The organism is Streptomyces glomeratus, from assembly GCF_021462825.1.
Classification (GTDB): Bacteria; Actinomycetota; Actinomycetes; order Streptomycetales; family Streptomycetaceae; genus Streptomyces; species Streptomyces glomeratus.
The window spans coordinates 1-12,641 of sequence record NZ_JAKEEB010000034.1; the positions used below are offsets into that span (position 1 = coordinate 1).

Annotated in this window: 13 protein-coding genes and 1 pseudogene; 10 read left to right on the forward strand and 4 right to left on the reverse strand. The window is 71.8% G+C overall.

Annotation, left to right across the window (positions count from 1 at the left end; translation table 11 throughout):
* Window positions 1–115, forward strand: a pseudogene (locus LZ604_RS28535) (flavodoxin-dependent (E)-4-hydroxy-3-methylbut-2-enyl-diphosphate synthase); the annotation flags it as partial.
* 32 nt (window positions 116–147) lie between these two features.
* Here LZ604_RS28535 and LZ604_RS28540 read toward each other — a convergent pair.
* The gene (locus tag LZ604_RS28540; RefSeq protein WP_234518672.1) at window positions 148–582 is read right to left on the reverse strand and encodes an ATP-binding protein; all 435 of its coding nucleotides are present in this window, start codon (window positions 580–582) and stop codon (window positions 148–150) included.
* 165 nt (window positions 583–747) lie between these two features.
* Between LZ604_RS28540 and LZ604_RS28545 the strand changes: the two genes are divergently transcribed.
* The 5 genes from LZ604_RS28545 (at window position 748) to LZ604_RS28565 (ending at window position 5,087) form a co-directional block, all read left to right on the forward strand.
* Window positions 748–1,563, forward strand: a complete 816-nt coding sequence (locus tag LZ604_RS28545) for a helix-turn-helix domain-containing protein (protein WP_234518574.1) — start codon at window positions 748–750, stop codon at window positions 1,561–1,563.
* Complete coding sequence (locus tag LZ604_RS28550) at window positions 1,560–1,757, forward strand: DUF397 domain-containing protein (RefSeq protein WP_234518575.1); 198 nt, start codon at window positions 1,560–1,562, stop codon at window positions 1,755–1,757. Before LZ604_RS28545 ends, LZ604_RS28550 begins: the two co-directional genes overlap by 4 nt.
* A 92-nt stretch (window positions 1,758–1,849) precedes the next feature.
* Entirely contained in the window at window positions 1,850–2,698 is an 849-nt protein-coding gene (locus LZ604_RS28555; protein ID WP_234518577.1) for a GNAT family N-acetyltransferase, read from the forward strand.
* 31 nt (window positions 2,699–2,729) lie between these two features.
* Window positions 2,730–3,278 (forward strand): GNAT family N-acetyltransferase, encoded by a 549-nt coding sequence (locus LZ604_RS28560; RefSeq protein ID WP_234518579.1) that lies wholly within the window; start codon window positions 2,730–2,732, stop codon window positions 3,276–3,278.
* 108 nt (window positions 3,279–3,386) lie between these two features.
* The gene (locus tag LZ604_RS28565) at window positions 3,387–5,087 is read left to right on the forward strand and encodes a proline--tRNA ligase (RefSeq protein WP_234518581.1); all 1,701 of its coding nucleotides are present in this window, start codon (window positions 3,387–3,389) and stop codon (window positions 5,085–5,087) included.
* Window positions 5,088–5,196: 109 nt separating this feature from the next.
* On the opposite strand, the gene LZ604_RS28570 is transcribed toward LZ604_RS28565, so the two are convergent.
* From LZ604_RS28570 to LZ604_RS28580, 3 genes are all read right to left on the reverse strand, one after another.
* Complete coding sequence (locus tag LZ604_RS28570; protein WP_234518583.1) at window positions 5,197–6,099, reverse strand: aminoglycoside phosphotransferase family protein; 903 nt, start codon at window positions 6,097–6,099, stop codon at window positions 5,197–5,199.
* Between the two features lie 75 nt (window positions 6,100–6,174).
* Window positions 6,175–6,663, reverse strand: coding sequence for a ferritin-like domain-containing protein (locus LZ604_RS28575; RefSeq protein ID WP_234518585.1), 489 nt, complete (start codon window positions 6,661–6,663; stop codon window positions 6,175–6,177).
* Complete coding sequence (locus LZ604_RS28580; RefSeq protein WP_234518588.1) at window positions 6,660–7,190, reverse strand: hypothetical protein; 531 nt, start codon at window positions 7,188–7,190, stop codon at window positions 6,660–6,662. Before LZ604_RS28580 ends, LZ604_RS28575 begins: the two co-directional genes overlap by 4 nt.
* A gap of 204 nt (window positions 7,191–7,394) precedes the next feature.
* On the opposite strand from LZ604_RS28580, the gene rimP reads away from it, so the two are divergent.
* The 4 genes from rimP (at window position 7,395) to infB (ending at window position 12,556) form a co-directional block, all read left to right on the forward strand.
* Window positions 7,395–7,904 carry a ribosome maturation factor RimP gene (gene rimP / locus LZ604_RS28585; protein WP_234518590.1) on the forward strand — a complete coding sequence of 170 codons (510 nt, stop codon included), beginning with the start codon at window positions 7,395–7,397 and terminating at the stop codon, window positions 7,902–7,904.
* Window positions 7,905–7,906: 2 nt separating this feature from the next.
* Window positions 7,907–8,911, forward strand: coding sequence for a transcription termination factor NusA (gene nusA, locus LZ604_RS28590; RefSeq protein WP_234518591.1), 1,005 nt, complete (start codon window positions 7,907–7,909; stop codon window positions 8,909–8,911).
* A 119-nt stretch (window positions 8,912–9,030) separates the two neighbouring features.
* Window positions 9,031–9,342 carry a YlxR family protein gene (locus LZ604_RS28595; RefSeq protein WP_234518592.1) on the forward strand — a complete coding sequence of 104 codons (312 nt, stop codon included), beginning with the start codon at window positions 9,031–9,033 and terminating at the stop codon, window positions 9,340–9,342.
* Window positions 9,343–9,487: 145 nt separating this feature from the next.
* A complete protein-coding gene (infB, locus tag LZ604_RS28600) occupies window positions 9,488–12,556 on the forward strand; it encodes a translation initiation factor IF-2 (protein ID WP_234518593.1) in 3,069 nt (1,022 codons plus the stop codon).
* The last annotated feature ends 85 nt before the right edge of the window (window positions 12,557–12,641 follow it).

Consider the following 12,641-nt stretch of genomic DNA (forward strand, 5'->3'; position numbering starts at 1 on the left):
GGTGCCGGAGTCGAAGATCGTGGAGACCCTGATCGAGGAGGCCATGAAGCTCGCCGAGCAGATGGAGAAGGACGGCGTGGCCTCCGGCGAGCCGTCCGTCTCCGTCGCGGAGTGACCTTTCCCTTCCCGCGCTTTTCCCGAGTCCCGTCACCTTTGGGTGGCGGGACTCGGTCGTACGTCCGCCCAGACGCGTTTCCCCGGACTGCGCGGCTCCACACCCCACCGGTCGGCGAGCGCCTCCACCAGTAACAGGCCCCGCCCGGACTGGTCGTCCCCCGGATCCCCAGCGGGCCGGTGTTCGGGAAGGCGCTCGGTGCGGGTGTCGGAGACCTCCAGCCGTACTCCGTCCGGCGTATCGGTCAGCCGGAGATGGAAGTCCCGCCCCGGCACATGCCCGTGCCGTACGGCGTTGGCGGCCAGTTCGGCGGCGATGAGCGTGACCGTCTCGTTGAGGGGGCTGTCGTAGGGGTGCCCCCACTCGTGGAGACGGTGTGAGACCAGACGCCGGGCGAGCCGGGCGCCCCGGGGACTGGACGTGAAGCGCATCTCGAACGCGTGCGCGTGCGGGGTGCGCTTCTGCATATGCCAGTCGGAGGGAGTTGCTGACTTCACGGGGCTTACGCTCGCGCACGCTGCGTAGCGTTGAACAGCGACTGAGCCGGGACCGTCGTGTGTTGTACGTGGTCGGGGCGCGTCTGTACGCGAGGTGAGCCGTAACCGGTGCTGCGCGAGAACGGTGAGGGGTGTATGAGCGAGGAGCAGACCACGGGGACGGGCGTACCGCACCTTTTCGGACGGCAGTTGAAGAGGCTGCGGGCGTGGGCGGGGATGGGGCGCGCCGAACTGGGCGCGCGTACGGGCTATTCGGAGTCGACGATCGCCTCGTTCGAGCAGGGGAGACGGATTCCGTCGCGGCAGTTCATCGTGCGGGCGGATGAAGTGCTGGGTGCGCATGGGGTGTTGCTGGAGCTGGTCGAGGAGATGGAGAGGGCGCAGTATCCGCCGTTCTTCCAGGACGCGGTGAAGTTGGAGAGGGAGGCGGTCGCGTTGCACTTCTTCGCCGTTCAAACGGTTCCCGGTCTGTTGCAGACGGAGGAGTATGCGCGAGCGGTGTTCGCCATACGGCGGCCGCCGTTGGACGAGGCGACGATCGAGCAGCGCGTGACGGCGCGTCTGGCCCGGCAGGAGATTTTCGTGCGTAAGCCGATGCCCGTGATCAGCTTTGTGCTCGAAGAGGCGGTCCTGCGCAAGCAATTAGGTGGACCGGCGGTCACACGAGGGCAGTTGGAACAGATCCTGCTCATTGGTGAGCGACCCAACGTCGAGATCCAGGTCATGCCTGACAACCGTGAGGAACATGCGGCACTCTCAGGTCGCTTCACCTTGATCGAGACAACCAACGGGCGCAGGATCGCCTACGTGGAGGCGTTCAAGAGCAGCCGTCTCTTCACCGACCGGTCCACCGTCAGGGAACTGGACGAGCGTTACGGCGTTCTGCGCGCACAAGCCCTGACGCCCCGCGAATCGCTGGCTCACGTAGAGAAGTTGCTGGGAGGGACATGAACACCCAAGAACCGTCCGAGCTGATGTGGTTCAAGAGCAGCTACAGCGACGGTGAAGGCGGCGAATGCGTAGAAGTCGCCCCCTGCCCCACCGCCATCCACGTACGCGACTCCAAGCACGACCCGGACACCGGTCCCACCCTCACCCTCCGGCCCGTGACCTGGGAGGCGTTCATAGGCTTTGCCGCTCGGTGACCGTGCGCTTACGCTCTGCCGCCGGGCGGCGCCCCGGTGGCACGCCAGGTACAGTGCGGAGATCAGCAGACCCCAGGGTGAGGCTTCCGCACGTGTTGACGCAGACCACCACTCGGGTCCTCGAGCCGAGTGACCTGGACGCCGCGCTCGCGGTCCTCGACCGCGAGCCGGTCGCGAACGCCTTCGTGGCGTCCCGGGTCCAGGTGGCGGGCCTCGACCCCTGGCGTCTCGGCGGTGAGATGTGGGGCTGGTACGAGGACGGCATGCTCACGTCGCTCTGCTACGCGGGCGCCAACCTCGTGCCGATCTGTGCGACCCCGCGCGCGGTGCGCGCCTTCGCCGACCGCGCCCGGCGCGGCGGCCGCCGCTGCTCCTCGATCGTCGGTCCCGCCGAGCCCACCGCCCAGCTGTGGCGGCTGCTGGAGCCCGGCTGGGGCCCGGCCCGCGAGGTCCGTGCCCACCAGCCGCTCATGGTCACCGACCGTATGCCCGCCGACATCGCCCCGGATCCCTACGTCCGCCGCATCCGCAAGGACGAGATGGAGACGATCATGCCGGCGTGCGTGGCGATGTTCACCGAGGAGGTCGGCGTCTCCCCCATGGCCGGTGACGGCGGGCTGCTGTACCAGGCGCGGGTCGCCGAACTCGTCGGCGCCGGGAGGTCCTTCGCCCGGCTCGACGACCAGGGCCGGGTCGTGTTCAAGGCGGAGATCGGCGCGGCCACCCCGCAGGCCTGCCAGATCCAGGGCGTCTGGGTCGCCCCCGAGTACCGCGGCCAGGGCTTCGCGGCGCCCGGCATGGCGGCGGTGCTGCGGTACGCGCTCGCGGACGTGGCGCCGATGGCGAGCCTGTACGTCAACGACTTCAACACGGCCGCCCGGCGGACGTACCGCAGGGTGGGGTTCCGGGAGGTCGGCGCCTTCATGAGCATCTTGTTCTGAGAGGGGCACGGCACCCCGGTAGGCTCCAGACATGCCGCGTACCCCCGACGACGTAGTGATCGGCCCCCTGGACCTGTCCGCACGCGTCGACGAGGCGCTCGCCGTGCAGGCCGTCGCGTTCGGGCTCGGCGCCGAGGAGATCGCCGTACGCCGCCAGATCGTGCTGCGGCACATGACCTACCCCGGAGCGCGCGCCCTCGGCGCCACCACCGCCGCCGGACGGCTCGCCGGGTTCGTCTACGGCATGCCCAACGACCGTACGCACTGGTGGTCCACCGTCGTCGAGCCGTATCTGCGCGCCCAGGGACACGCCGACTGGCTCGACGACTCCTTCGTGATCACCGAGCTGCACGTCCACCCCCACCACCAGAACCGCGGCATCGGGCGCGCCCTGATCACCACCATCACCGACGGCGCCACGCAGCCCCGCTCGATCCTCTCGGCGATCGACACCGACAGCCCGGCCCGCGGCCTGTACCACTCGCTGGGCTATGTGGATCTCGCGCGGCAGGTGATCTTCCCCAGCGCGCCCAAGCCGTACGCCGTGATGGGAGCCCCGCTGCCGCTCCGTCGCCGATAACGGATTTCCACCGGCACAGCAAGCCCGGCTAACCTCCTAGCCATCAGACTCCCCCATCCCGGCCTCGCCAGGGCGGGGGGACCCCCATCGGCAGGAGTACGAGAAACCATGGCGAACGCACCGGTCCAGCGCATGTCCCAGTTGATGGTGAAGACGCTGCGCGACGACCCGGCGGACGCCGAGGTCCTCAGCCACAAGCTGCTGGTCCGCGCCGGCTACGTCCGCCGCACCGCCGCCGGCGTGTGGACCTGGCTGCCGCTCGGCAAGAAGGTCCTCGCCAACGTGGAGCGGATCGTCCGCGAGGAGATGGACGCGATCGGCGCGCAGGAGGTGCTGCTCCCCGCGCTGCTGCCGCGCGAGCCGTACGACGCGACGGGCCGCTGGGACGAGTACGGCGCCGAGCTGTTCCGCCTCAAGGACCGCAAGGGCGGCGACTACCTGCTCGGCCCGACCCACGAGGAGATCTTCACCCTGCTGGTGAAGGACCAGGCGTCCTCCTACAAGGACCTGCCGGTCATCCTCTACCAGATCCAGACGAAGTTCCGGGACGAGGCCCGTCCCCGCGCGGGCATCCTGCGCGGCCGCGAGTTCCTGATGAAGGACTCGTACTCCTTCGACCTCGAGGACGAGGGCCTCGCCCGGTCCTACGCCCTGCACCGCCAGGCCTACCAGCGGGTCTTCGAGCGCCTCGGCCTCGACTACCGCATCGTCGCCGCGACCGCGGGTGCGATGGGCGGATCCAAGTCGGAGGAGTTCCTCGCCCCGGCCGGCGCCGGCGAGGACACCTTCGCGGACTGCCCGAACTGCGACTTCGCGGCCAACACCGAGGCGATCACCTACACGGCGAAGCCGGTCGACGCCACGGACGTGCCCGCGCTCGAGGAGATCCCGACCCCCGACACCCCGACCATCGAGACCCTCGCCGCCTCGCTCGGCGTCCCGGCCTCCGCCACCCTGAAGAACCTCCTCGTCAAGGTCGACGGCGAGATCGTCGCCGTCGGTGTCCCCGGCGACCGCGAGGTCGACATGGGCAAGGTCGAGGCGCACTTCGCCCCGGCCGCCGTCGAGCTGGTCACCGTCGACGACTTCATCACCCGTCCCGACCTGGTCCGCGGCTACGTCGGCCCGCAGGGCCTGGACAAGGTCACGTACATCGCCGACCCGCGCGTGGCCCCCGGCACCTCCTGGATCACCGGCGCCAACAAGGAGGGCATGCACGCGAAGAACGTGGTCGCGGGCCGTGACTTCGAGGTCGACGCGTACGTCGACGTGGTGGTCGTGCAGGAGGGCGACCCGTGCCCCAACTGCGGCACCGGACTCAGGCTCGACCGTGCGATCGAGATCGGACACATCTTCCAGCTGGGCCGCAAGTACACCGACGCCCTCAAGCTCGACGTGCTCGGCCAGAACGGCAAGCCGGTCCGCGTGACCATGGGCTCCTACGGCATCGGAGTCTCCCGCGCGGTCGCCGCGCTCGCCGAGCAGACCGCCGACGAGCAGGGCCTGTGCTGGCCCGCGGAGGTCGCCCCGGCGGACGTGCACGTCGTGGCGGCCGGCAAGGCGCTCCAGACCGAGCTGGCTCTGGAGGTGTCCGGCAAGCTGGCCGAGGCCGGCGTCCGCGTCCTGGTGGACGACCGGGCCGGTGTCTCCCCGGGCGTGAAGTTCACGGACGCCGAGCTGATCGGTGTGCCGAAGATCCTGGTGGCGGGCCGCCGCTCCGCCGAGGGCATCGTGGAGCTGAAGGACCGCCGGACGGGTGAGCGCGAGGAACTGACGGTGGACGAGGCCATCGCCCGCCTCACCGTCTGACGCCCCCGCACCATGAACGCGGCGACGGCCGCCGGTCCCGAGGACCGGCGGCCGTCGGCTTTGCCTTCCCCTGCCTTCCGGAAGGTCCCGCCCCGCTGGAGCAGGTCGCCTAGAGCCAGGTCGCGAACTCCAGCAGGAGCTCCGCGTCCTGGGTGCGGCCCACGCGGCGTGCCCGTACCCCGGACTCGACCGCCCGGAACAGCGTCCAGCCGCGCAGCCGCTCCTGGTCCAGGTCCAGCGACTCCGCGAGCCGCTTCACCCGGCGGCGCGTGATCGCCGCCCCGGAGGGCGCCGCGATCAGGTCCTCCACCCGGTCCCGCACCAGACGCGCCAGATCGAAGGCGCACTCGCCGACCACCGGGTCCGGGCCCACGGCCAGCCACGGCATCCGCTCCCCGGCGAGGATCTTGCTCTGCCGGAAGGTGCCGTGCAGCAGCCGGTCCTCGGGCGGGGCGGCCAGCAGCTGCTCGCGGGCCACGAGCGCCGCCTCGATCAGCGGCGCCGCCTCGGGGTCCGTCCGGGCCCCCTCCCGCATCGCCTCGGCCTGCCGCCCGGTGCGCCCCGCCACCGTCTCGAAACAGTGCCCGGCAGGCGGCGCCACCCACAGCCGGCGCAGTGTGCCCGCCGCCTCCAGCAGGGCCTTCGCCTCCGGCAGCGAGCGCACCGACATCTCCGGATGGAGACGCTCCAGCAGCAGCACCCCCCGCTCGGTGTCCGCGTCCAGGAGCCGTACCGCCCCGGAGCCGTTCCAGTGCGCCAGAGCCGCCCGCTCGCTCTCCGGCCGCGCCCGGGGCGGCGCCAGCTTCAGCACGGCTGGCGTGCCGTCCGCCTGCCGCACCAGCAGCACCACGCTGCTGCGCCCGCCCGGCGCCTGCACCCGCTCCACGGCCAACCCGCGTAGATCGACGGCCTGCCGGATCAGCTCGGGGAGCCGGCCCAGCCACTCGGCGCCACCGTCCGGCAGCGTCTCGCCGAGCGCCCGCACAAGACGCTGCGGCGGTTCGAAAGCCATGCGCGAGGTGTTCCTTTCCAGGTCGGCTTCGCACGCGTGCGGTGTGCGCGTACGCCAAGGGTCCCGCGGCGCCGCTCAGGCCCGCGGTGTCACCGGCGCGGCGGGGGTGGCCCCGGCCGCCCGCTCGGCGAGACCAGGGAAGGCTACGCTCTCGCCGCTCCAGCGCACCGCCCGCACCGCCGCCTCCCGCAGCGCCTGCGCGGCGGACCGCCGCCGCTCGCCCGTCGAGGCCCGGACCAGGTCCGAGTACACCCCGGCCACCCGCTCCTCCAACTCGGCGGCCAGCCGCACGGCGGCGGCCGGGTCGGCAACGGAGAAGGGCAGCGCGTACGCGGCCGCGGCGGCCTCCGGTGTGCCCCCCAGGTCCCGCACGGCCCGTGCCAGTTCGTCCCGCCGGGCGCGGTGGGCATCGTAGGCGGCGTGTGCCTCCGCCCGCCGGGCCTGCTGGATGCGCCCGCCGACCACCCCGTAGCCGTAGACCGCGGCGTGCTCGGCCCGCAGGGCGGCCTGGAGGGCCGTCAGCTCGCCGCTGCCGGCCCTCGGCGCGCTGTCACTGGTGCTCAATGTCCGCCCTCCGTCAGCAGATACACATGCGCGGCCCCGGCCGCCGCCACGGACGCCATCAGCCGCGCCAGCTCGCCCGGCACCCCCAGCAGCGCGTCGGTCCGCCGGTCGGCCAGGGCGCGCTCGGCCTGCGCCAGACCGGCGAGGGCCGCCTTGGGGTCGGCCGGTACGGCGGGCGCAGCCGGCGAGGCAGGGGCGGAAGCCGGGGCCGACGCCGAGGCCGAGGGGGACGCCGAGGTCCCCGCGTGGCCGCCGAACGCCTGTGCGTGCCGGACGACCTGGGCCCGCAGCGGCCTCAGCCGGGCGGCCAGCGCCGGATGGGCGGCGATCACGGCGGCGTACCGTTCCGCCAACTCCTCGCTGTCGCGGGCCGCACGGGCGCGTGCCCGGTCGGCGGCCGAGAAACGGCGGCCCGGGCCGGCCGGGTCGGAGGCGCCGGAGCAGCCCGCGACCAGCGCGGCGCCCGCGGCCGAGGCGAACAGGCTCCTTCTGCGCAGACGGATGCGCGGATGCGGGGGGAACGGCACGGCAGACGTCCTCGAAGACCTCGTACGAACGGATGGGCGGCTGCCCGTGATCACCGTACCCGCGCCCTGCCCCACCACTCGCCATCGGCTCGGCCCTGGCGGCCGACGGTGCCGGTGGACGGCAACACCCCCCGGGACCGGATACCCTTTGACCTGACACGCGACCATCCCCACAACAGCACACGCGGCCGAGGAGTCACCCGGATGAGCACCACCCAGAGCGAGAGGCTGCGAGAACTGCTGGAACCGCTCGTCAGCTCCCAGGGGCTCGATCTCGAGGAGATCGCCGTGGACTCGGTCGGACGCAAGCGGGTGCTGCGCGTCGTCGTCGACTCCGACACCGGGGCCGATCTGGACCAGATCGCCGATGTGAGCCGCGCGCTCTCGGCGAAGCTCGACGAGACGGACGCGATGGGCGAGGGCGAGTACACCCTCGAGGTCGGAACCCCGGGCGCGGAGCGCCTCCTCAGGGAACACCGGCACTACGTGCGGGCCGCGGGCCGGCTGGTGAAGTTCCAGCTGGCCGAGGGCGGCGAGCTGGTCGCCAGGATTCTGCGGGTCGACGACGACGGAGTCGACCTCGAGGTACCAGGTGTGAAGGGCCGCAAGGCCACCACTCGCAGACTCGCCTTCCCGGACATCGACAGGGCGCGCGTACAGGTCGAGTTCAGCCGCAAGGACACGAAGGACATGAAGGAAGAGGAGGAGGCGTAGCCGTGGACATCGACATGAGTGCCCTGCGGGGCTTGGTACGGGAGAAGGAGATCTCCTTCGACCTGCTGGTCGAGGCGATCGAGGCGGCCCTCCTCATCGCCTACCACCGCACCGAGGGAAGCCGCCGCCACGCGCGCGTGGAGCTCAACCGGGAGACCGGCCATGTGACCGTGTGGGCGAAGGAGGACCCCGAGGACCTTCAGGACGGGCAGGAGCCGCGCGAGTTCGACGACACCCCGTCGGGCTTCGGCCGGATCGCCGCCACCACCGCCAAGCAGGTCATCCTGCAGCGCCTGCGCGACGCGGAGGACGACGCGACGCTCGGCGAGTACGCGGGCCGCGAGGGCGACATCGTCACCGGCGTGGTCCAGCAGGGCCGCGACCCGAAGAACGTGCTGGTGGACATCGGCAAGCTCGAGGCCATCCTGCCGGTGCAGGAGCAGGTGCCCGGCGAGAGCTACGAGCACGGCAAGCGGATCCGCTCGTACGTCGTTCGGGTGGCCAAGGGTGTGCGCGGTCCCTCCGTCACCCTCTCGCGCACCCACCCCAATCTGGTGAAAAAGCTGTTCGCGCTCGAGGTTCCGGAGATCGCCGACGGGTCCGTCGAGATCGCCGCGATCGCCCGTGAGGCGGGCCACCGCACGAAGATCGCCGTCCGGTCCACCCGATCGGGTCTGAACGCCAAGGGCGCCTGCATCGGCCCGATGGGCGGCCGTGTGCGCAACGTCATGGGCGAGCTGAACGGCGAGAAGATCGACATCGTCGACTGGTCGGACGACCCGGCCGAGATGGTGGCGAACGCCCTCTCGCCCGCTCGTGTCTCCAAGGTGGAGGTCGTGGACCTCGCGGCCCGCTCCGCGCGGGTGACGGTCCCCGACTACCAGCTGTCGCTCGCGATCGGCAAGGAGGGGCAGAACGCCCGCCTCGCCGCCCGGCTCACCGGCTGGCGGATCGACATCCGACCGGACACCGAGCAGCCCGCCGACCGGCAGGAACAAGGCCGCTGACCTCGGCCGGGGAATAGATCCCGGCCGGGAGTCGCTGAGATCACGACAGTTTTCTGCGCAGCAACTGTTCGATTCTTGCCCCAAAGGGGTGAGGTCGGCGCGGGGAGGTAGACTTAACCGTGTCTGGCCGGACGCATGCCCGCGCATGCCCTGAGCGCACCTGCGTGGGGTGCCGGGAGCGAGCGGCCAAGATCGAACTGCTGCGCACCGTGGTGATCGAGGACACCTGCGTCCCCGATCCTCGCGGTACGCTGCCCGGCCGGGGAGCCTATGTGCACCCCGTGCCGGCCTGTGTCGACCTGGCGGTTCGCCGCCGGGCATTCCCGCGGGCGCTCCGCGTCCCGGGACCGCTCGATGTAAAGGCGTTGCGCCAGTACGTCGAGCAGACCGAAGGTTGCCGACAGCGCCTAGCTGAGCAGGCAGCACCGTAAGAAGCGCCGCGCGGAACGCCGTGCGGACTGGTACCTCGCGAGTCGAAAGCAGGTCGAGATTGCGATGAGCACTCGATGAGTACGCGATGAGTACGCCCATGAACTAGCGACGGTCCGGCCGCAACCCGGACCTCAAAGGAGCGAAGTGGCTAAGGTCCGGGTCTACGAACTCGCCAAGGAGTTCGGTGTGGAGAGCAAGGTCGTCATGGCCAAGCTCCAGGAACTCGGTGAATTCGTCCGTTCGGCGTCCTCGACGATCGAGGCGCCCGTAGTACGTAAGCTGACCGACGCCTTGCAGCAGGGCAGCGGCGGTGGCGCGAAGTCCGCCGCCTCCCGCAAGGCTGCACCGGCGAAGCCGGCCGCGCCGTCCCCGGCGCAGGCCGCACGTCCGGCTGCCCCGCGCCCGCCGGCGCCCAAGCCCCCGGCGGCCGAGCGTCCCGCGGCCGAGCGTCCCGCGGCCCCGAGCCAGGGTCCGCGGCCGACGCCCGGCCCGAAGCCCGCGCCGCGGCCCGCCCCGGCGGCCCCCGCCCCGAGCGCACCCGAGTTCACGGCGCCGCCGTCGGCTCCGGCCGCCCCGAGCCCGCGTCCGGGAGCCCGTCCCGGCGCCCCGAAGCCCGGCGCACGTCCGGCCGCGCCCGGTCAGGGGCAGGGCCAGGGCGGCGGTCAGGCCGCTCGTCCCGGCGCCTCGCGTCCGGGCGGTCCGGGACCGCGTTCCGGTGCCCGTCCGGCCGGTCCCCGTCCGGGCAACAACCCCTTCACCTCCGGTGGCTCCACCGGTATGGCGCGCCCGCAGGCGCCCCGTCCGCAGGGCCCCCGCCCGGGTGGTCCCGGTGGCCCCGGCGCTCCGCGTCCGCAGGCCTCGGGCCAGGGCGGTCCCCGTCCGCAGGGTGCGGGCGGCGGTCCTCGTCCGCAGGCTCCGGGCGGTCCGCGTCCGACCCCGGGCTCGATGCCCCGTCCGCAGGGCGGTCCGCGTCCCGGCGGCGGTCCCGCGGGCCCGCGTCCGAACCCCGGCATGATGCCGCAGCGTCCCGCTGCCGGCCCGCGTCCCGGCGGCGGCCCCGGCGGCCGTGGTCCGGCCGGTGCCGGTCGTCCCGGCGGCGGCGGTCGTCCGGGCGGCGGCGGCTTCGCCGGTCGTCCCGGCGGCGGCGGTGCCGGTCGTCCCGGCGGTGGCGGCGGCTTCGCCGGCCGTCCCGGTGGCGGTGCTCCCGGTGGTGGCGGCGGCTTCGGTGGCGGCGGTGGCCGTCCCGGCTTCGGCGGCCGTCCCGGTGGTCCGGGTGGTCGCGGTGGCACGCAGGGTGCGTTCGGCCGTCCCGGCGGTCCGGCGCGTCGTGGCCGCAAGTCGAAGCGGCAGCGCCGTCAGGAGTACGAGGCCATGCAGGCCCCGTCGGTCGGCGGTGTGATGCTGCCTCGCGGCAACGGCGAGACCATTCGCCTGTCGCGCGGTGCGTCGCTCACCGACTTCGCGGAGAAGATCAACGCCAACCCGGCGTCCCTCGTCGCGGTCATGATGAACCTCGGCGAGATGGTCACGGCCACGCAGTCCGTCTCCGACGAGACCCTGCTGCTCCTCGCCGGCGAGATGAACTACACGGTTCAGATCGTCAGCCCCGAGGAGGAGGACCGCGAGCTGCTCGAGTCCTTCGACCTGGAGTTCGGTGAGGACGAGGGCTCCGAGGAGGACCTGGTCGTCCGTCCGCCGGTGGTGACCGTCATGGGTCACGTCGACCACGGTAAGACCCGTCTGCTCGACGCCATCCGCAAGACGAACGTCATCGCGGGCGAGGCCGGTGGCATCACCCAGCACATCGGTGCCTACCAGGTCGCGACCCAGGTCAACGGCGACGACCGGGCGATCACCTTCATCGACACCCCGGGTCACGAGGCGTTCACCGCCATGCGTGCCCGTGGTGCCAAGTCGACGGACATCGCGATCCTCGTGGTCGCGGCCAACGACGGTGTGATGCCGCAGACGGTCGAGGCCCTGAACCACGCCAAGGCGGCCGAGGTGCCGATCGTGGTCGCGGTCAACAAGATCGACGTCGAGGGCGCGGACCCGACCAAGGTGCGCGGTCAGCTGACCGAGTACGGCCTGGTGGCCGAGGAGTACGGCGGCGACACGATGTTCGTCGACATCTCCGCCAAGCAGGGCCTGCACATCGACAGCCTGCTCGAGGCCGTGATCCTCACGGCCGACGCCGCCCTGGACCTTCGGGCCAACCCGAACCAGGACGCGCAGGGCATCTCGATCGAGTCCCGTCTCGACCGCGGCCGTGGCGCCGTGGCGACGGTCCTCGTCCAGCGAGGCACGCTGCGGGTCGGCGACACGATGGTGGTCGGCGACGCGTACGGCCGCGTCCGGGCGATGCTCGACGACAACGGCAACAACGTGGCCGAGGCCGGCCCGTCGACGCCGGTGCAGGTCCTGGGTCTGACCAACGTCCCGGGTGCCGGCGACAACTTCATCGTGGTCGAGGAGGACCGTACGGCCCGCCAGATCGCGGAGAAGCGCGCCGCCCGCGAGCGGAACGCCGCGTTCGCCAAGCGCACGCGCCGTGTCTCGCTGGAGGACCTGGACAAGGTGCTGAAGGCCGGCGAGGTCCAGCAGCTGAACCTGATCATCAAGGGCGACGCGTCCGGATCGGTCGAGGCTCTGGAGTCCTCCCTGCTTCAGCTGGACGTCGGCGAAGAGGTCGACATCCGCGTCCTGCACCGCGGCGTCGGTGCGGTCACGGAGTCGGACATCGACCTGGCGATGGGCTCGGACGCCATCGTGATCGGCTTCAACGTCCGTGCGGCAGGCCGCGCGGCGCAGATGGCCGAGCGCGAGGGCGTGGACGTCCGGTACTACTCGGTCATCTACCAGGCGATCGAGGAGATCGAGGCGGCCCTGAAGGGCATGCTGAAGCCGGAGTTCGAGGAGGTCGAGCTCGGTACGGCGGAGATCCGCGAGGTCTTCAAGTCGTCCAAGCTGGGCAACATCGCCGGTGTGCTCATCCGCTCGGGCGAGGTCCGACGCAACACCAAGGCCCGCCTCATCCGCGACGGCAAGGTGGTCGCGGAGAACCTCACCATCGAGGGCCTGCGTCGCTTCAAGGACGACGTCACCGAGATCCGCGAAGGCTTCGAGGGTGGTATCAACCTCGGAAACTTCAACGACATCAAGGTCGACGACGTCATCGCGACGTACGAGATGCGCGAGAAGCCGCGGGTGTAACCACCCGGCGGGTTGATCGCGGACGGATCGCTGCTGGCCGACGGGACCACGTCCCGTCGGCCAGCGCGCCGTCTGCCCGGGCTTC